This window comes from Paenibacillus oralis (genome assembly GCF_003863965.1).
GTDB classification, from domain to species: Bacteria; Bacillota; Bacilli; order Paenibacillales; family Paenibacillaceae; genus Fontibacillus; species Fontibacillus oralis.
The window spans coordinates 6125200-6144304 of the sequence record NZ_RRCN01000001.1; the positions used below are offsets into that span (position 1 = coordinate 6125200).

Here is a 19105-nt window from a genome sequence, read left to right on the forward strand (position 1 = left end):
TAAGCCTTAATGCTGGGCAGCCAAACGCATAACTTCTTGTTCCGTGGCCTTGTCTCCATCCAAAATCCCGGTCAGGCGGCCTTCGGACATAACCATGACACGGTCGGACATCCCCAGCAGTTCGGGCATCTCGGATGAAATCATGATGATGCTTTTGCCTTGCTGCGCCAAATCCGCAATAATGGTGTAAATTTCATATTTCGCCCCGACGTCGATGCCGCGCGTCGGTTCGTCCAGCAGCAGAATATCCGGTTCGGTGAGCAGCCATCTGGCCAGCAGCACCTTCTGCTGATTCCCCCCGGAGAGGTTCATGATGAGCGTTTTGGGCGACGGCGTTTTGGTCCGCAGCTTTTCGACCATTTGATTGACCTCGGTTTTCTTCTTCCGTTCGTCCAGCAGGCCATAAGGCTTGACGTAACGTCTGAGGTTGGCGATCGCCCCGTTTTCGTGAACGGACAGCACCGGGAAAATCCCCGTAGTGCGGCGTTCCTCGGTCAGCAGGGCCAAACCGTGTTTTTTGGCTTCGCCCGCACTGCGGATTTTTACCTGCTTCCCGTTCATCGAAATCGTCCCGGCTTTAATCTCGCGAAGCCCAAACAACGCCTCGATCAGCTCGGTCCGCTGCGCCCCGACCAATCCGCCGACGCCCAGAATCTCCCCTTTGCGCAATTCGAACGACACGTCCTTAAACGACCGCGAATCGATCGACGTCAAATTATCCACTTTCATAACGACGCCGTTCGGTACGTTGTGCCGATCCGGGAACCGCTGCGTTAAATCGCGGCCGACCATTTTGGAGATGATCAGATCGGTGGTCATTTCCGCCGCCGGCCAGGTGCCGATCTTTTTCCCGTCGCGCATGATCGTCACATCGTCGGAGATCCGCAAAATTTCTTCCATTTTATGTGAAATGTAAATGATGGAAACGCCGCGACTCTTCAGGTCGTTAATGATGCGGAACAGATGCTCCACCTCGACGCTGGTCAAAGATGACGTCGGTTCGTCCATCACGATAATTTGCGAGTTGAACGATACGGCCTTGGCAATCTCAATCGATTGCACCTTGGAAACGGACAGCTTGCCGACGATCGTATCGGGTTTCAAATCGATATCAAGCTGCTTAAACAGCTCTTCCGTGTCCTTGTACATCTTCTTGTGATCAATGAATTGAAAAGGACCCCATCCGATGCGCGGGAAACGTCCGAGCCATATATTTTCCATCACATTGCGGAAAGGCACCGGATGCAGCTCCTGGTGAATCATGGAAACGCCAAGCTTTAGCGCATCGCTGGAATTGTGGATTTCCGCTTTTTGCCCGCCTATAAAAATCTCGCCGCCGTCCGGTTTGTAAATGCCAAACAGGCATTTCATAAGCGTCGATTTGCCCGCCCCGTTTTCGCCCATCAGCGCGTGCACGGTGCCGGGTCTAACTTGCAGCGTTACGCCATCCAGCGCTTTAACGCCGGGAAATTCCTTGGAGACGCCCTTCATCTCCAGCAAAAATTTCGGTTCAGCCATCCTTTGTCGCCCCTTTCTATGGTCTGTAAACTTAGAGGCCAGCTTCGTTCCCTCCGGTACCCTATCCCTGTAAGAAGAACCGGGAGGCTCGCACCGCTTGGCGCTAAAGCCTCCCATGAACCTTATGATGATGAGAAGCGCTGCCCGTCTGGACGCCGAAAGCTTATTTGAAGTCGGCCGCGTTTTCCTTCGTTACTTTTTGGTAAGGAATCCAAACGTATTGATTGTCGGTGATTTCAAAGCCGACGGAGTCCTTGTTCACTTCCTCGCCTTTGGCCAGCAGGGAGGCCAGCGTTACAGCGGCTTTACCTTGGTTCTCGGCGTCGTTGAGCACCGTTCCCAGCATCGTGCCTTGTTCAAGTGCCTGAATGGCCGGAGCTGTAGCGTCTACGCCGACAACCGGCATGTACTTGTCGCCCGTAAAGTAGCCGGCGGCTTTCAAAGCTTCGATCGCGCCCAGCGCCATGTCGTCGTTGTTTGCCAGCACGGCTTCGATTTTGTCGCCATTTGCGGCAAGGAACGCGGCCATTTTTTCCTGGCCTTTTACGCGGTCCCACATCGCCGTGTCTTCGGCTACTTTTTCCACTTTGATTCCGGCGTCTTCAATCGCCTGTACGGAATACTGCGTGCGGAGCTCAGCGTCCTGGTGTCCCGGCTCGCCTTTCAGCATGACGTATTGCAGCACGCCGTCGCCGTTTTTGTCGGCTTCAGGATGCGATTTCCAGTAGTCCACGATGATTTGTCCGGACAGGGTCCCGGATTCTTCGGCTTTCGCGCCGACATAATAAACTTTGTCCCACTTCTTCATATCTTCCGGCAGCGGCTCGCGGTTCAGGAACACCACCGGCGTATCCTTCGCTTTCGCCTTGTCGATAATGACGCCTGCCGCCGTCCGGTCCACCGGGTTGACGATCAGCGCGTTCGTCTTTTTCGTCAGGAACAAATCGATCTTGTCGTTTTGCGTCGGCTGCGAGTTTTGGCTGTCTACGATATCTACCTTCGCGATACCGTCCGCGTTTTTCTCGATCGAGTTGCGGACGCCGGTCATAAACGTGTCATCAAATTTGTAAATCGCCACGCCGACGCTCGGCGTAGAGCTCCCCCCTCCGTTGCTGCCGCCGCTGGCCGAACTCCCGCCGTTGGAGCAGCCCGCCATCGTTGCGCCCAGCATGGCCGCAGCCAACATTACCGTAGTCATCTTTTTCATTCGTATTTGACCTCCTGAATCATTTTGGATTTCTGTGAGTTCTCTCTTGGATACGTTTTCATTATGCATTGTTTAGTGTCGAATTCGAATCTAAAATTCTGAGATGTTCTATAAAAATTCTAATGAGGTTGATGAGGAAAACGAACGTAAACCCATACGTTGGATACGCGGGAGGGATGGGTATGGGATTCCACCCACTGTTAGAGTCAGGTTCCTATGGAACTTACTTCAAGGTTAGAACCTGACTCGCCCATTTCCCGGGTATTTCCCAGCCTAACGGACTCAAATGACTCTATTTCGCTCTAAACCCGTTCATCCGGGCCGATTCGAGCGAAATAAGGTCATACGGGTCCGTTACATTTTGCAGACCTTCGTTTTTCCGTGGATAACGGCTCTGGAGTCCCTTAGCCTCCGGAATCCTCTTCTCCTCCCTTTACCAGCGCACGGTCTTGGTCACTATTGAATGGAATAGTTGCAAAATGTACAGTTACTCATCCGGAAATGCTGCCACAGCGCTTGATTAAGTGTAAAACCTGCAGTTACTCCGCTATCTTTCGAAGAATGAGGCTAAAAACGAGGAAATAAATGTATGAAATGCAATTAAACGAATGATTGGGTAAATGGATCTAAAGTTAGTTGTATGATTTGCAATTATTGATCAGAGCAGGGCCGGTCAAGCATCTAAAAAACAACAAGCCGTCCGGAAGGTTCCGAACGGCTTGCTGCCGGTTGTTTCTGCTGCTAAAGGTTTAACGCATCCCTTCAGGGACATATCTTCCCTGCTCCGGGACCGCGAGCTCCTCAAAATGCTCGGCAAGACGACTCAGCCCGGCGCGCAAGGCTTCCCCGCCAAGCGGCTGCCCATGCCCGGTCACCGCTGTCTCCGGCGAAAGCGCCGCCAAGCGCTCGACCGAACGCCCAGCCGCCGGCCAGTCCGGCGTAAAATACATCGGCGGACCGTGCACTTCCACCGTTTGCGCGGCTACGGTCAACGCCGATTCCTGCCTGACGGTGATGAAGGCGTCACCGGCGATCAGGAAGCGGTCATGCTCGCGGAACAACGAGACATGCCCCGGACTATGCCCCGGCGTATAAATCCACTTCCATGCCGGCATCCCGGGCACCTGGCCATCATCCGGCAAAGCGCGAACCCGCCCGCCCAAATCGATCGCCCGGTTGGGATAGAGCGGCGCCACGCCCGCCATAAGGCCGCCGCCAACGGTAGGATCGCCCTCCGGATAATCTTTTTTCCCCGTTAAATAAGGCAACTCCGCGGGGTGGGCAAATACCGGGACGTCCCATTTTCCCGCGAGCTCTTTCACGCCCCCGACATGGTCGAAATGGCCGTGCGTCAAAACGATGCACGCCGGCGGCCGGTGAAAAACGGACTCGGCTTCCTCCACTAGCGCTTCCGTCAAAGGCCCGATTCCGGCATCCACCAGCACCCAATCCCCTTGCTTCGTATTCCCGACGAAACAGACGTTAACGATGAGCGTACGGACGCTCCACACATCCTCGGCCGCCCGCACCGTATCTACCAATCCCGTGGCCAGCAAACTTCTTTCCATCGCGGATATCCTCCCAGGACTAAAGTTACGCAAGTATAGCGCAGTTCCTCAGTAATATGCCCCGAGTTCGCCGATTCTCCTCATTAATATAGAATAAGGAGCATCACTTGACGAAAGGAAACAGCAGCTTTTGATTTTCCGGCCACAGCATATTGCCCAGATCGATCAGCTTGGTGTCGGTCGGCATTTTGTCTTCCAATTTCTCGCCGTGCGCCGCCTTCACCGCGGCAACCACGGCCAAATACCCGTTGTTGAACGGATTTTGCACGACCATCGCCTGCACCTTCTCCTCCTGCAGCAGCTCCAGCATTTCCGGCGGATTGTCAAAAGCGATCATTTTCAAATGATCGTTTCCCGATTCATCCACCGCTTTGCCTGCCCCGATCGAGGACTCCGCGCTTAGGGAGACGATGCCGTCCAGGCCGGGGTACCGTTTCAGCATATCCACCGCCAAGTTGTACGCCAGCGTTTCGTCCGAGCCGCAATACAGGGTATCGACGACCTTGACCCCGGGAAACCGGGCGACATAGTCGAGAAAGCCTTCCTCCCGCTGACCTGCGTTGCGGGCCCCTTTCACGAAATTGATGATGCCGATTTCGCTATCCGGACCGGTCAGCTCCACCAGGCGTTCCGCCGCCTTCTGGCCTGCCTCGTAATTGTTGGTCCCAACGTACATTTTCACTTTCGTGGAAGCCACCTCCGAATCGATGGAGATGACCGGAATATTGGCGTAGGATGTCCGGTCCGTTACCTGCCCCAGCGCTTCATAGTCGGTCGCCGCCAAGACGATTGCGTCCGGTTTGCGCTGGATCGATTCCTCCATCAGCCGAATCTGGCCCTCCACGTCGTTTTCGTTATCCGGCGCGAGAAAATTTAGCTGGACGTTGTATTCTTTCGCGGCAACCTCCGCCCCCAGCTTCGTTGTCTTCCAATAATCACCGCGGTCCATTTTGACGATCATATCGACAACGACCGGTCGTTCATGATCCGTGGGCAAATTCCCGGACCCGGAGGTGCACGAAGACAACAAAACGGCCAGTACAACCGGCAGCATTCCGGATATCGATTTTGGCATACGTCTGCTCATGGTTCCACCCCGTCTTTTTGCGCATTCTCCGGCTTGACCACCGGAATCGTAATCGTTACCAATGTCCCTTCCTCCGGCTCACTGTCAAACTTTAATCCGTACCCCGGGCCGTAATACAACGCGATCCGCTCCTGCACATTGCGTACGCCAACGCCCGAACCGGATTCACTGCGCACCGCGCCTTTCATCAACTTCTCCACCGTCTCCGGCGGCATGCCGACGCCGTTGTCGCGGATGCGGAACACCAGATGCTCCTCCTCCAAACGGGCCTCCACGCCGATAAAACCCGCTTCCGCCGATTTTTCGATACCATGATGGATCGCATTTTCCACCAGAGGCTGCAGGATCAGCTTCAAAGTCCGGCATTCGAGCGCCGCTTCATCGGCCTCGATCTCGTACCTGAACTTGTTCTTGAAACGGATCGTCTGGATGATCAGGTAGTGCCGCACATGCTCCAGCTCTTCCTGGACGGAAATGATATGGCTGCCTTGGCTTAAACTGATGCGAAAAAACCGCGACAGCGACGTGATCGTCGTCACGACTTCCTCGTTCCGTCCCAGCTCCGCCAGGCGCGTTGCCGAATTCAACGTATTATAGAGGAAATGCGGATTGATTTGCGACTGCAGCACGTCGAGCTCGCTTTTCCGCTTCGCTTCCTGCTCCTGGATGATCTGGTCCATCAGCTCGCGAATCCGCCGCAGCATCAGGTTGAAGCGTTTGGACAACTGCTCCACCTCGTAAGCGCCGCTTACGTACACATTCGTGCCGAAATCGCCGCGTTCAACCATCTGCACCGATCTTTCCAGCCTGCGGATCGGCTGTGAAATGCGTGCGGACACGTAGATGTTGATGGCGAGGATAATGACGATCACCACGGGCAGGAACCAGGACAAAAAGACGCCGAGTTCCCGCTTCGTCGTCAAAAACTCGTCCGCGTAAGCCACACCGACGATTTTCCAGCCGGCCGGCTTGACCGTCTGAATCGTAATAATGCGCTGCTCCCCGTCGGATTCGTCGAAATACCGGCCGTAGGCGTAGTTAAGCACCGGCTCGATATTTTCGTATTTCAATCCGGCATAAATAAGCTGCTGCTGGGGATGGTATACGATATTTCCGACCGCATCAATGATGTAAGCGTAGCCTTTTTTGCCGAGACTTACGCGCTGGCTGAGCTGATCGATCGTGCGAAAGTTGATGTCGATGACCAGCAAGCCCTGTTTCAGCGAATTCCGGTCCCAATATGGGACCGTTTTGCTCATCGACACGACCCAGCGGTACTCCCATTTGAATAAATTTTGAATATGGGGCGGCGTAAACTGCAGCTTCCCCGGGTTCTCCATTGCGGATTCGAACCATAGCTGCTCCTGGAGCCTCGTATTTTGCCGCATCGGGATCGCCGGCACATTGCGCACCAGTTCGCCTTTTTCGGTAAACAATGCGATCGAAACCAGATCCTCCCGCGTATTCAGCACCGTACCGAGCTCGTCCTCAAGCTGTTCGTCCGAGGCCGCTTCGGGTGTTGAAGCGATTTTGTGCTCAGTAAGTTCGAATACGTCCTTCATGCCGCTCACGTAGAGCTCCAAATTGGAGTTCACCTGTTCAACGATTTCCTCCAGGCTAAGATACACGTTCTCCTCGGCGGCGCGGGTAAAGCGGTTGTACAGCATCGTGCTGACCAGCAGTACCGTAAGCACCGTAACGGTGATGGAGGAAAAAGAAATGAGTACCTGAATATTCCGGATATGAAAGCCGCCAAGCAGCTGTTTGGCCGATTTCCACAGCCTCATCATGGATTTCTCGCCCCGCCGCGGTATTCTTTCGGGGAAATGCCGTATTTTTTGCGGAAACAAAAGCTGAAATAGTTCGGATCGGAGAATCCGACCCGCTCGGCGATTTCAAACGCCTTCAAATCGGTGGCAACGAGCAAATGCTCGGCGGCTTCCATCCGTGCCCCCATCAAATAGCTCACAAAGGTCGTTTTTGTTTCTTTTTTGAAAATATTGCTGAAATAACCGGCGCTGATATGCAAATGCTGGCATACCTTGGCGATTGAGAGATCGTGGTCCCCGTAATTTGCCAAAATGTATTCCTTGGCTTCCTCCACCAGTTTGTTATAGCTGGATTGGCGGTCCGACGCGATCGAATGCTTCAGCTTCATGCACATGTCCAAAAACCAGGACTTCGCCTCGTCCGCGTGCGCAAATTTGGCAAACTGCCCAAGAAAACCGGGCCCCTCGCCAAACAGCTTGTCCAAATCCGCGTGGCTGTCCTTGGCCACTTTGATGACCGAAGTCAACATTTCCAGCAGGTAAACCTGAAAGTCCTGATAGGATACTTTGTTGTCGGCCAATACGCCAAACATGTCCTCCAGAAGCCGCTCCAGCTCCTGATCGCTTCCCACTTTCAGGCAGCGGACCAACTCCTTCTCTTTCAGTTCATCGACCGCCAGCGAAACGTACTCCCGGGACTCCACATCCTCGATCCAAATCACTTTGTTCCCGCCGAGGATCACCCGGTAATCGAGCGCCTTCAGCGCTTCCTCATAGGAGGACACGGCATCGTTCAGACGGACGGCCGCCCGGCCGGCTCCGATCGTGACCGTCAAGTTCAGAAACCGCTCCACGCTGAACCGGATTTCCTCCAGCAATTGCAGCGTCCGGGCGGCCAGATCCTCACGGCCCTCATGGCGCCGGATGCTCAGCAGCACCACCTCGTCATGGTGGATAAACGCTTTATCCGCCGGATGCCGCTTTACGATTTCTTCGGCGATATTATAGACAGCGAACAGCTGAAGTTGGGTGTCGTTCGTATCCTTTAAAGATACCGATCCGTTTGCCATGATGGAGCCTGGCTCGCCGCTGCCAGTACTCACGGTTTCCTTGCGGCTTGGGGCGGCATCGATGCGAAGAATTGAAACCATGTATTCGCTGCCGTTTAAATCAAGCCCGTAATGCTGGCTTTTTTCCTGGATCTCCGTTTCCCTTAGCCGCCTGGAGACGAGCGAGGACAGGAACAGGCTTTGGAGCACGGGGAGGTTTTTGCGGTAGTGCTCGGTCAGCAGCTGCACGTTTTCCTTTTCGGCGAGCTCCGCGTCGATCTGCTTCTTGACCTTGCGCAAAATGTCCGCCAGTTCCGCGGCTGAAAACGGTTTCAAAATATACTCATCGATGCCGAGCCGGATCGCTTTTTGAGCATACTCGAATTCCTCGTAACCGGTCAGGATAATAATCTTCGTCGCCGGATAATGGCCGCGAATCCACTCGGCCAACTGCAGGCCGTTCATAAACGGCATTTGAATATCGGTAACGACCACGTCGGGCACATGCTTCTCGATCATTTCCGCGGCTTCCTTGCCGTTTTCGGCCGTGTCCGCCACCGTAAACCCGACGTTTTCCCAGTCGATCAGCTGCAGCAGCCCTTCCCGCACATCTTCTTCGTCATCGGCCAAAATCAACTTAAACATCGATGGACCATCCTCTTTCATCCTCTTTCCTTGTCTTTATCCCTGGATTTCCCCCCGATTTTATCCTATCGTCTGCGAAAAGTAAATGTCCGCACCGGCAAACGCGGAAGGACGAGAAGCAAGACCTTAGTCTAGTTTTATTTCCGCCTCCGGTCTGTTTTTGTATTCCCGCAAACGAAGTACCATGATAATATCAAATGGAACTGTAATCAATTCAAATGTTGGTGGTTAAACAATGTCAAATCAAATGCAAATCTACATCTTATTAAGCAATCCGAAAACCTGGGTCGCCAAGATGATCGGCCTCTACACCAGAGCCCCGTTCAATCATGCCTCCATCGCTTTTGACCCCGAGCTTCGCGAAGTATACAGCTTCGGGCGAAAGCATCCGCTGATTCCGATGTACGGCGGATTCGTCAAGGAAGACATTCACGGCGGCGTGTTCGAAAAAGCAACCTGCGCCTTATACAGCTGCAAAGTCAGCAAGGAAACCTATCTGCACATGCGAAACTATGTGAAAAAATTCGAAGAGAACGGCGAACAGTATAACTATAATTTTCTCGGCCTTTTGGGCATTATCCTCAATATGGAGCTGGGCGGGGAAAAATCCTACTTCTGCTCCCAGTTCGTCAGCGCCGTGTTTCAGGAAGCCGGTGTCAAGCTGCTCGACAAGTCCGCCGGGTTAACGACCCCCTCCGATCTGTCGACCTGCTCTTTCCTGAAGCTGGTGTTCCGCGGCAACCTGGAAACGTACCGTGAGCTGTACTGCTATTCCCGGAGAACCGCGGCTTCGCTGGAACAGCATCATTTGTATGCCGCGAATTGAGGCCGGATGGTAGAATGTTAAGCGAACACATAAAGGAAAAAAATGCCGTTATTTCGGCCATATCCCCCACTTTGAGTGAAATAAAGGAAAATGATGTCGCTATTTTCTTGAAACGCTGGGAGATTGCCGCTTTAGGCACCATTCATCGGAAAATAAGGACATAAAATTCCGCTAATGGGGTATAACATGCTTCATTCCGGAAAATAAGACCACAAAGTTCCGCTATTTTTATGGGGTTTTCAGACCAGTCAAACGAAAAGGACTGCCTTCCTCTCCGGCAGCCGGCCACCGGCTGCGCATGCATTGGGGAAACGCAGTCCTTTGTTGTTTTTACGCACCTGCCGTCCGTCCGCAGACATTACGGCGATACGACCGGCCCGCTTTCCTTATCGGGAAGGGCCGGGGAACGCTTGCTTCCCGAAGCCCAACTGTGCAGAATCATGCCGGCGACAACCAGCAGCATTCCAAGCAAAGACGGCAAGGCGGGAAGCGGAACGGGCAGCAGCAAAAGCTCGCCCACGGTCGCAAACACCACTTCCCCCGATTGCGTAGCCTCCACGGCGGCGAGCTTCCGCGCCGAACCTCTGGCCATATCCGTCGCCGCGAAAAACAGCACGGTAGCGATGACCCCCGAGCAAACGGCGACAAGCAGCGCCTGGCCGGCCTGGCTTGAGCTTGGGGGACCGTCCTGCCAGAAGGCGGCAGCGGAGAGCAGCAGCCACAGCGGCAAGGTGGCCAGCGCCATGCCCAGCACGCGCTGATAAGCGTCCAGCCGCCCGCCGCAGACGGCCATCATCTTGCGGTTGCCCAGCGGATACGCAAACGCTGCGACTACAACCGGCACGGCGCCGAGCAGCAGCTCGCGCGCCGAAATCGCTTGCGCCTGGCTGAGCTGCATCATCCCAACGCCAACCAGGATGATCAGCGAGATGCCAAGCCCCCGCCAGTGGACCTTTCCCCTCCTGCGGACAGGTCCTGCCGGCGTGTCGACCATTACCGAGAAAGCCGGGGCCACAAGCAAACCCGCCACAATCGTAATTTGCCAGGTTCCCGCAATCAGCCAGCCCGGTTCATACTCCGCCGCAAAGCACACGGGAACGTACATGATACCGAAGCCGACGAAGCTCCAGCCAAGCCAGGTCCACGGCCGTTTCCTCATTTCCGCGAACAACGGGGCCAGCCTCCCGCGAACGCCTACAATCACCAGTAAAAACGGAATCATAAACAGAAAGCGCAGCGACGCGGCATACATCCAGTTCCCGCCCGACCACTTCATCGTCTGGTTCAGCACAAACGTCGACGAGAAGAACAAAGAAGCTAAAATACCGTACAGAATCGGTCGCATCTCTAGGCCAGGTAAGCCTCCTTAACCTGCTCGTTGGACAGCAGCCGGCCGGCTTCATCCTCCAGCAAAATTTCCCCGGTCTGCATCACGTAGCCGCGATGGGCGATCTGCAGCGCCTGAAAAGCGTTTTGCTCCACCAGCAGCACGGTCATGCCTTCCCGGTTTAGCTCCTGAATGATTTCGAAAATCTGCTCCACAATGATCGGGGCCAGCCCCATCGACGGCTCATCGAGCAGCAGGATTTGCGGCTCCATCATCAGCGCCCTGCCGATGGCCAGCATTTGCTGTTCCCCGCCGCTCATCGTTCCGCCCATTTGCCCAAGCCGCTCCTTCAACCGCGGAAAATAGGCAAACACCCGCTCCATCCGCTGCTTGACCGCCTTTTTGTCGCGGGTGGAGAAAGCCCCCAGCTCCAAATTTTCCTTCACCGTCAGACGCGGGAAGATACGCCGCCCCTCCGGCACGTGCGCGATCCCTTTCAGGGCCGCCCGGTGCGGCGGCAGAGAAGACATATCGCTCCCGGCAAAGCGGATTTCACCGGCGGTGTTCACCTGCCCGCAGATCGCTTTCAGCGTCGTCGATTTGCCGGCGCCGTTGGAGCCGATCAGCGAGACGATTTCCCCCTCCTCCACCTTGAGCGAGATTCCCTTCAACGCCTCGATGGCACCGTAATAAGCGCGGACTTCGCACAGCTCCAAAAGGCTCATGAAATCACCTCAAGCCTGGGGGCTTCCGGAGCAACCGCGCTTTTTCCCAAATACGCTTCAATCACTTTCGGATGGCTGCGGATCGCATCGGGGCCGCCTTCGGCAATCTTCATCCCGTAGTCCAGCACCAGAATATGCTCGGACAACTCCATCACCAGCTTCATATCGTGTTCGATCAAAATAATCGTCATCCCGGTGTTTTCCTGAATCTGCCGGATGAGTCCGATCAGCTCCGCCGTTTCCCGCGGGTTCATGCCCGCCGCCGGTTCGTCCAGCAGCAGCACCTTCGGCCCCGCCGCCAACGCCCGGGCGATTTCCAGCCGTCTTTGCGCGCCATAGGGCAAGCTTCCCGCCTGCTCGTTCAGCAGCTCCGCAAGGCCGACGAATTCAAGCAGCCGGTAAGCCTCAAGCTGAGCCTGCTCCTCTTCCTGACGAAATTTCGGCAAGGAAAGCAAAGTCCCGAGCAAACCCGCTTTCAAATGAATATGCCTGCCGACCATTACGTTTTCGAGCACGGTCATGCTGCCGAACAAGCGGATATTTTGGAATGTCCGGGCGATTCCCCGGCTTGCCACCTGATGCGGTTTGACGCCCACGATCGATTTTCCTTCCAATTCGATCGCGCCCTCGTCCGGCGTATATATGCCCGTAATCATATTGAAAAAAGTCGTTTTTCCGGCCCCGTTTGGCCCGATCACGGCGGATATTTTGCCGCGGGGGAACGAAAAATCGACCCCGTCCACCGCCGTCAGTCCACCGAAGCGTTTCACGAGACCCTGCACCTTCAAAATAGTCATTTGCCGACACCTCCGCTCTGTTGTTTGCCCTGCTGCCGAAACGAAAGCACAGGGGAAGAACGCTGCGCCTTAAGCCGCTCGCCGTCCACCTTCCGGTTTTTGGCCGAAATCAAGCCGTTAGGCCTGAATATCGCGATAAGCACGAGGATGGCGCCGAATATGAGGCGCTGCATTTTGGACGGGGAGATCGAGCTGGGGATATTAAGCACCCCTTGCAGTGTCAACTGGTTCAGCCAATTGGTCAGCTCCGTCAGCACCTGCAAATTGAGAATCGTCACCAGCGCCGCGCCGAGGATAACCCCCGGCACGCTGCCCATGCCGCCCAGCAGCACCATGACTAAAATCGTGATCGATTCCAGCAGCGTAAAGCTGGTCGGATCGATGAACGTTTGCTTGGCGGCGAACACAACGCCCATCATCCCGGAAAACGAAGCGCCGATGGCAAAAGCGGTCAGCTTGGTCCGGATCAGCGGCACGCCCATCGATTGAGCGGCGATTTCATTTTCCCGGATCGCCTTCCAAGCCCGTCCGAGCCGGGAATGCTCCAATCTTTTTACACTGAAGATGACGAGCGCCAAAATGAACACCACGATAAAATAATACTGGTTCGGAAACGTAAACTTGTAGCCGAACAAGCTGGGCGCCTGAATCGAAGACAACCCCATCGCCCCGTTCGTAATGTTCACCGGTCTATCCAAATTGTTGAAAATGATCCGGATGATTTCGCCGAAACCCAGCGTGACGATCGCCAAGTAATCGCCTTTAACCCGCAGCACCGGCAGGCCAAGCAGCAAACCGAACAACGCGGCCATAAACCCGCCGATCGCGATGAAGATCCAGAAGGCTCCGCCGGACAGCGGGAACATACCCCCGGAAATAAATTCGTTGGCCTGAGGGGTGGCAAAAATCGCGTACGTGTAAGCCCCGACGGCGAAAAAAGCGACAAACCCGAGATCGAGCAGGCCGGCGAACCCGACCACGATGTTGAGGCCAAGCGCCATCGCGATGTAAATGCCGCACTGCGTCGCGACCTCCATATAGGATTGATGCGAAGGCCCGCCCGAAGTAGCGAACGGAATGACCAGCAGCACCAGAACGGCTCCGGCCGTCCACTTGACGGGAACCGGAAACGTAGTGTAATAAAGCAACAGCAAGGAACCCAAAAGCAGCAAAAACGCAACCACCGATTTATCCGAAAAATAAACGCTCGCGGCCGTAACGATCACAAACAACGAAAAAAGCGAGGCTTGCGCGGCTTTGCTGCGTTCCAGCCATGCACTCAGTCGATTCACGAAGTTTCACCTACACTTTCTCTTTGAGGGCTCTGCCGAACAGGCCCTCCGGTTTGAAAATCAGGACCGCAATCAAAATCAGAAAAGCAACGACATCCTTGTATTCCCCGCCCAGCGTTCCGCCGGTAATGACCGACAGGTTGGCCGAGGAGAACATTTCCAGCACGCCGATAAACAAACCGCCGAACATCGCGCCCCGGATATTTCCGATTCCGCCCAGCACCGCCGCGGTGAATGCCTTCATGCCCAAAATAAAGCCGATGTAAGGGTCGATCGTTCCGTATTGCTGCGCGAACAGCACGCCGGTGCCGCCGCCAAGCGCGGAGCCGATAAAAAACGTCAAGGCGATCACCTTGTTTACGTTGATCGACATCAGCGCCGCCGTCTCCCGGTCCTGGGCCACAGCGCGCATCGCTTTGCCCCACTTGGTCCGGTTGACAAACAGATCAAGGCCGATCATCAAGACGACGGCGACGGCCACGACGATAATCGTGTTCGTTTTCAGAAAAGCGTCGTTAAACCCGGCCCACAGCGACGATGCGCCCAGGATAAGGTTATCGCCGTAAAGCGAAATGCCGGTAACGACGAAATTGCCCGTGCGCACATCGGCGATAAACCGCACGATATCCTGAAGCAGAAAGGAGACGCCGATCGCGGAGATCAGGGAGATCAATTTGGGAGCATTGCGGAGCGGCCGGTAGGCCACCCGCTCGATCCCGATTCCCATCACCCCCGTGAACACCATCGCCGTAGCGAGGATCAAAAAGTAAGCCAGTCCGGCCGGCAGAGCGCCAAGCCAGCCGGCGGAGCCCATCCCAAGGAGCACCGCCGTTCCTACAAAAGCGCCGGTCATAAATATTTCGCCATGGGCAAAATTAATGAATTCCAGAATGCCGTAAACCATCGTATACCCGATCGCCACCACGGCGTAAACCGCGCCCAAAGTAAGGCCGTCCACCAATACCTGGGGAAGAGTTTGCAGGATCGTATCCATTATGGCCTAACCCCTTTTTTAGAAGTGTGTACGTACTTATTTAGGCTGTTCAATTTCCGAAACCATCGCGCCCGGGTAAGCTTGGTTTTCAAACTTATAGATGAACACCTTCGCGTATTTGTTGTCCCCTATGTCATCAAAGCTCACTTTCGTGGCCACCCCATCGAAATCGGCGGTCGCCCGCACGGCGTCGCGCACCTGTTCACGCGCCGGAAGCTTGCCGCCGTTAGCTTCAATCGCCTTTTTCACCCCGTTCAAAATAACGTTCATCGCGTCATAGGAATATGCCGAATAGTTTTCAACCGATTTGCCGAATTTCTCCTTATATTTGTCCGCCCAGGCCTGATTCGACTTGGTGATGTCGGTCGATACGGAGCTGTAAGCCACCTCCGTCAGTTTATCCCCGGCAATGTCGACCATTCCCGAGGAATCGAGCGCGTCCCCGCCCATGATCGGAACGGTAATGCCCTTCTCCCGCGCCTGCTTCACAATAAGTCCGGCTTCCGCATACATCCCCCCGAAAAAGATGAAGTCCGGCTTTTTACTGAGCACCTGGTTCAGAACGCCGTTGAAGTCTTTTTCGCCGACCGTGATTCCTTCGTAACCCGCGATCGTTGCGCCAAGCTCCTCGGCCGCGGTTTTGAAGGCGTCCGCCAGCCCCTGGCCGTAAGCCGTTTTGTCCTGAATGACAAAAATGTTTTTGGCGCCTACCGTCTTGACGGCATATTCGGCGCCGGCCGGCCCTTGAAAATCATCGCGGGCAACAACCCGGTTCACCACCTTCAGCTTGCGGTCGGTAAACTCGGTGGCCGTGCTGGCCGGAGATACCATCGGAATACTGTATTTCTCATAAACGACCGAGCTCGGAATGGATACGCCGGAATTCAGGTGCCCCAGCACCGCCATGACCGCCTGATCGGCGCCGATCAGTTCGGCGTTGGCCACGCCTTTTTTCTGATCGCCTTGATCGTCGTAAGGCACGTATTGCAGATCGAAGCCGAGTTCCTTGAATTCCGCTTGCCGTTCCTCAAGCGCCATTTGGCCCCCGAGCTTGATCGATTCCCCCTGGATCGCCGATCCGCCGGATAAAGGCGATTGGGAAGCGATCTTGATCACGGTCAAATCGCCGCCTGACGAGCCTCCGGCCGCCCCGCTTCCGTTGCCGCCTCCGGCTCCGTTACCGCCGCTCGTACTTCCTCCCCCTTTGGAACCGCACGCCGAAAGTAAACCAATGATGAGAAAAGAAACCAAGAAAACCGCTAAACCTTTTTTCACCTTCATACTTTAACCCTCCCAGAAATTGTATGCGTGTAGGCAACCGGCCTTAATCCGCTTCAGTGGCCTTCACAATGGTTTGCGTTTCTCACTGACCGCCTTTATTATGTCATGTTTGTGTAAGTTATTTTTACGCAAATCAGTATAAAAACCTCTACAACTCCATATTTACACGAGAAAGGCGATTTTTGTCAACTGTTTATTTCGCCAATGTTAGATATTTAAACAATTTATGATATGTTTATTAACTTTATCTGATATTTTAATTAATAAAAAATTAACATTTAAAATTCCAACAGGAGATGCCTCGGCACACCCAAGAACGGTCGCTGCCCATCATAAATCCGCTGCGATGCGGAAATTGAAAAACGATAAAACGGGTGAGATTTCAGTTGCAGCAGATTAAGGGGCATGGGGATTGAGGAAGCATGTGAATTGGGGCGGGAAGCTAGTTGAAAGTGAGATGGCTGTCTGGTGGCAGTGAGGTAGGGGTGAGGTAGAAACGAGGCAGCAACGAGGCAGCAGCAACGCAGCAACGAGGTAGCTGCGAGGCAGCAGCAACGCAGCAACGAGGTAGCTGCGAGGCAGCAGCAACGCAGCAACGAGGTAGCTGCGAGGCAGCAGCAAGGCAGCAGCAAGGCAGCAACGAAGTAACAGCATACTACAAGGTGCAGAATTCTACGAAATGCAAAAGTGCATTTCATATCTCGTTAAAGTCGTCTTTTTTATTCAATGGGCCCTAAACAGATGTACTTTTGCATTTCAACCGCCTCAAAACGGAAATTCACAGCAAATGAACTGCACTTTTGCAGCTGATCTCTAAGCACCACAAGGCTCAGAACACAAAAAAGCCCCCCTTCCAAAAAAGAGGGGCCTATATCAATTAAGAACTATCAGGCCAATTATAGTCCGTTCGCTTTACAGCAATGACTTGCTTAAGCGATAGCCCAAGCTCGTGAAGCCCAGGTGTTCGTAAAACGATTTAGCGGACATGTAATTCTCGCGTGCCGTGGACACGATCAGCTCCGAACTGCTGCGCTGGCGTCCCCAGTTCTCCGCTTCCTCAATCAGGCGTTTCCCAAAACCGCTGCCCCGATGCTTCTCATCTACGATCAGAGCCGTGATCTGCGTTACCGGTCTACTCATATCATGGGTTTGATATTGCTTCAGAAAAGCCGTTCCGACAATAACCCCGTCCAATTCCGCCACCAGACTGCTGAACAACGGATGTTCTTCCAGCATGGATAGACGTTCCTTCAGCACGCTGGGCGTAGTCGGGTAACGAAGCTGGCGCATTAACGGAAGCATGTGTTGACAATCGTCACAACATCCTTTACGAATGACCAAAGCCGGAGAAAGCACCTGAATACTCAATTGAACCATACCACCTTTAATAGATTTGCCGCTTCCTTCGCGCGGCTGCGAGCTGTTTCCACATCTTCTGCGGCACTCAGTGCGACTGCCATTCGTCTGCCCGGTTTGCATAGCGGTTTTCCGAATATGCGCACCTGCGTCCGCGGCAGGCTTAACGCCTCGCCGATTCCCGCGATCCGGAAGTTTTCGCCTTCCCGGCCCTCTCCGCCTTTCAGCGTCGCCGACGCCCCCGGCGTCAGCAGCTCTACCGAAGGAATCGGGAAGCCCAAAATCGCGCGAACATGCAGCGCAAATTCCGACAAATCCTGGGTCACCATCGTGACCATTCCCGTATCATGAGGTCTTGGGGAAACTTCGCTGAACACGACGCCGTCCGGAGTGATAAACAGTTCAACCCCAAACAGACCGTATCCGCCCAGCGCATCCGTGATTTTGCGGGCGATGTCCTGCGCCTCGCGCAGCTGTTCCTCACTCATAAAATGAGGCTGCCACGACTCCACATAATCGCCGTCCCGCTGAATATGCCCTACCGGCGGGCAAAACACGGTTCCGGAAACCGAACGGACCGTGAGCATCGTGATCTCGCTCGTAAACGGCACAAACGATTCCACGATGACCCTCGTGTTTTTGGCACGCCCGCCCTCCATCGCCATCCGCCAGCACACTTGCACGTCTTCCTGGCTGCGGCACACGCTTTGCCCTTTGCCGGAAGAGCTCATGAGCGGCTTGATCACGCAGGGAAAACCGAGTTCTTCGGCCGCCGATTTCAGCTCCTCCAAACTATCCGCAAACCGGTAGCCGGCGGTCGGCAAGCCCAGCTTCTCCGCCGCCAGGCGACGGATTCCTTCGCGATCCATCGTCAGCCTCGCCGCCGTGGCCGTCGGAATCACCGTAAAGCCCTCGCTTTCAAGTTCAACCAGCACCTGAGTGGCAATCGCTTCCACCTCCGGGACGATCAAATCCGGCTTGACTTGCAGAATAAGCGATTTCAAAGCCTCCGGATCCAGCATATCGATGACGTGGGCTTCATGGGCAACCCCCATGGCCGGCGCATGCTCGTACCGGTCGACGGCAATCGTGCGAACGCCCAGGCGCTGCGCTTCGATTACGACTTCTTTGCCGAGTTCGCCGCTGCCGAGCAGCATGATCGTTTTAGGGCTTCTTGATGCAGGAGCACCCCACATGATACGTTAAATCCCCCTTAACGCTGAGTTAACAATTATTTAACACTCTACACCTATTTTCAGGTTTTATGGCCAAGATTGCAATACTTCTAATTAAAATTCGGAACAATTTTCGCTAAAAAGTTACAAATAGCAGAATTGTGCTTCCACCAAAACGTAATAGACCCTTTTTTAGCCATCCATTTCCGGTATGTTCCAGATTCCTTGAATTCCCCATGGTCCAATACGGCGATGTTGTCGCAGGTTCGGAGTTAAAGCCAATCCTAACGGACACCAGCGACGTTATTCCGATAAAATCAACAGTTTGCAAAATATAACGGACACCACAGACCTTATTCAGCATTAAGGCGCAAGTATCCGGTCTTTTTCGGGCAAATAGCGGCACTCCTGTCCGTTAGAAATGAAAACGGCGTATTTTGGGGCAAATAAGGTCGCTTCGGTCCGTTAGCCTGCATAGCTCAGGCAAAA

Annotated in this window: 15 protein-coding genes; 1 reads left to right on the forward strand and 14 read right to left on the reverse strand. The window is 54.4% G+C overall.

Features of this window, described 5'->3' with window-relative positions:
• Positions 1-6 precede the first annotated feature (6 nt).
• From EHV15_RS27305 to EHV15_RS27330, 6 genes are all read right to left on the reverse strand, one after another.
• Positions 7-1518: a sugar ABC transporter ATP-binding protein gene (locus tag EHV15_RS27305; protein WP_128634005.1), complete on the reverse strand. Its 1512-nt coding sequence runs from the start codon at positions 1516-1518 to the stop codon at positions 7-9.
• A gap of 163 nt (positions 1519-1681) precedes the next feature.
• Complete coding sequence (locus tag EHV15_RS27310) at positions 1682-2725, reverse strand: galactose ABC transporter substrate-binding protein (RefSeq protein ID WP_128634006.1); 1044 nt, start codon at positions 2723-2725, stop codon at positions 1682-1684.
• A gap of 749 nt (positions 2726-3474) precedes the next feature.
• Positions 3475-4293, reverse strand: a complete 819-nt coding sequence (locus tag EHV15_RS27315; RefSeq protein ID WP_128634007.1) for an MBL fold metallo-hydrolase — start codon at positions 4291-4293, stop codon at positions 3475-3477.
• Positions 4294-4396: 103 nt separating this feature from the next.
• The gene (locus EHV15_RS27320; RefSeq protein ID WP_128634008.1) at positions 4397-5380 is read right to left on the reverse strand and encodes a substrate-binding domain-containing protein; all 984 of its coding nucleotides are present in this window, start codon (positions 5378-5380) and stop codon (positions 4397-4399) included.
• Positions 5377-7167 (reverse strand): sensor histidine kinase, encoded by a 1791-nt coding sequence (locus EHV15_RS27325; protein WP_128635564.1) that lies wholly within the window; start codon positions 7165-7167, stop codon positions 5377-5379. The genes EHV15_RS27320 and EHV15_RS27325 overlap by 4 nt, the downstream gene beginning before the upstream one ends.
• Positions 7167-8843 carry a response regulator gene (locus EHV15_RS27330; protein ID WP_128634009.1) on the reverse strand — a complete coding sequence of 559 codons (1677 nt, stop codon included), beginning with the start codon at positions 8841-8843 and terminating at the stop codon, positions 7167-7169. The genes EHV15_RS27325 and EHV15_RS27330 overlap by 1 nt, the downstream gene beginning before the upstream one ends.
• A 235-nt stretch (positions 8844-9078) precedes the next feature.
• On the opposite strand from EHV15_RS27330, the gene EHV15_RS27335 reads away from it, so the two are divergent.
• Entirely contained in the window at positions 9079-9669 is a 591-nt protein-coding gene (locus EHV15_RS27335; protein ID WP_128634010.1) for a C40 family peptidase, read from the forward strand.
• Positions 9670-10027: 358 nt separating this feature from the next.
• Here the strand turns inward: EHV15_RS27335 and EHV15_RS27340 are convergent, their stop codons facing one another.
• From EHV15_RS27340 to purT, 8 genes are all read right to left on the reverse strand, one after another.
• Positions 10028-11014, reverse strand: coding sequence for a DMT family transporter (locus EHV15_RS27340; protein ID WP_128634011.1), 987 nt, complete (start codon positions 11012-11014; stop codon positions 10028-10030).
• Between the two features lie 2 nt (positions 11015-11016).
• Entirely contained in the window at positions 11017-11721 is a 705-nt protein-coding gene (locus EHV15_RS27345; RefSeq protein WP_128634012.1) for an ABC transporter ATP-binding protein, read from the reverse strand.
• Positions 11718-12518: an ABC transporter ATP-binding protein gene (locus tag EHV15_RS27350; protein WP_128634013.1), complete on the reverse strand. Its 801-nt coding sequence runs from the start codon at positions 12516-12518 to the stop codon at positions 11718-11720. Before EHV15_RS27350 ends, EHV15_RS27345 begins: the two co-directional genes overlap by 4 nt.
• Positions 12515-13801: a branched-chain amino acid ABC transporter permease gene (locus EHV15_RS27355; RefSeq protein ID WP_425464492.1), complete on the reverse strand. Its 1287-nt coding sequence runs from the start codon at positions 13799-13801 to the stop codon at positions 12515-12517. The genes EHV15_RS27350 and EHV15_RS27355 overlap by 4 nt, the downstream gene beginning before the upstream one ends.
• Positions 13802-13820: 19 nt before the next feature.
• Positions 13821-14804, reverse strand: a complete 984-nt coding sequence (locus tag EHV15_RS27360) for a branched-chain amino acid ABC transporter permease (protein ID WP_128634015.1) — start codon at positions 14802-14804, stop codon at positions 13821-13823.
• Between the two features lie 36 nt (positions 14805-14840).
• Positions 14841-16085 carry a branched-chain amino acid ABC transporter substrate-binding protein gene (locus tag EHV15_RS27365; protein ID WP_128634016.1) on the reverse strand — a complete coding sequence of 415 codons (1245 nt, stop codon included), beginning with the start codon at positions 16083-16085 and terminating at the stop codon, positions 14841-14843.
• Positions 16086-16997: 912 nt separating this feature from the next.
• Positions 16998-17453 (reverse strand): GNAT family N-acetyltransferase, encoded by a 456-nt coding sequence (locus EHV15_RS27370; protein WP_246061799.1) that lies wholly within the window; start codon positions 17451-17453, stop codon positions 16998-17000.
• A complete protein-coding gene (purT, locus tag EHV15_RS27375; protein WP_128634017.1) occupies positions 17450-18637 on the reverse strand; it encodes a formate-dependent phosphoribosylglycinamide formyltransferase in 1188 nt (395 codons plus the stop codon). Before purT ends, EHV15_RS27370 begins: the two co-directional genes overlap by 4 nt.
• Between the last annotated feature and the right edge of the window lie 468 nt (positions 18638-19105).

Bases quoted from the DNA above. Each gene is read 5' to 3' on its own strand.
- EHV15_RS27345 (WP_128634012.1), bottom strand. From the start codon at position 11,721: ATGAGCCTTTTGGAGCTGTGCGAAGTCCGCGCTTATTACGGTGCCATC.
- EHV15_RS27310 (WP_128634006.1), bottom strand. From the start codon at position 2,725: ATGAAAAAGATGACTACGGTAATGTTGGCTGCGGCCATGCTGGGCGCA.
- EHV15_RS27340 (WP_128634011.1), bottom strand. From the start codon at position 11,014: ATGCGACCGATTCTGTACGGTATTTTAGCTTCTTTGTTCTTCTCGTCG.
- EHV15_RS27365 (WP_128634016.1), bottom strand. From the start codon at position 16,085: ATGAAGGTGAAAAAAGGTTTAGCGGTTTTCTTGGTTTCTTTTCTCATC.
- EHV15_RS27350 (WP_128634013.1), bottom strand. From the start codon at position 12,518: ATGACTATTTTGAAGGTGCAGGGTCTCGTGAAACGCTTCGGTGGACTG.
- EHV15_RS27360 (WP_128634015.1), bottom strand. From the start codon at position 14,804: ATGGATACGATCCTGCAAACTCTTCCCCAGGTATTGGTGGACGGCCTT.
- EHV15_RS27305 (WP_128634005.1), bottom strand. From the start codon at position 1,518: ATGGCTGAACCGAAATTTTTGCTGGAGATGAAGGGCGTCTCCAAGGAA.
- EHV15_RS27320 (WP_128634008.1), bottom strand. From the start codon at position 5,380: ATGAGCAGACGTATGCCAAAATCGATATCCGGAATGCTGCCGGTTGTA.
- EHV15_RS27325 (WP_128635564.1), bottom strand. From the start codon at position 7,167: ATGAGGCTGTGGAAATCGGCCAAACAGCTGCTTGGCGGCTTTCATATC.
- EHV15_RS27335 (WP_128634010.1), top strand. From the start codon at position 9,079: ATGTCAAATCAAATGCAAATCTACATCTTATTAAGCAATCCGAAAACC.
- EHV15_RS27330 (WP_128634009.1), bottom strand. From the start codon at position 8,843: ATGTTTAAGTTGATTTTGGCCGATGACGAAGAAGATGTGCGGGAAGGG.
- EHV15_RS27315 (WP_128634007.1), bottom strand. From the start codon at position 4,293: ATGGAAAGAAGTTTGCTGGCCACGGGATTGGTAGATACGGTGCGGGCG.
- purT (WP_128634017.1), bottom strand. From the start codon at position 18,637: ATGTGGGGTGCTCCTGCATCAAGAAGCCCTAAAACGATCATGCTGCTC.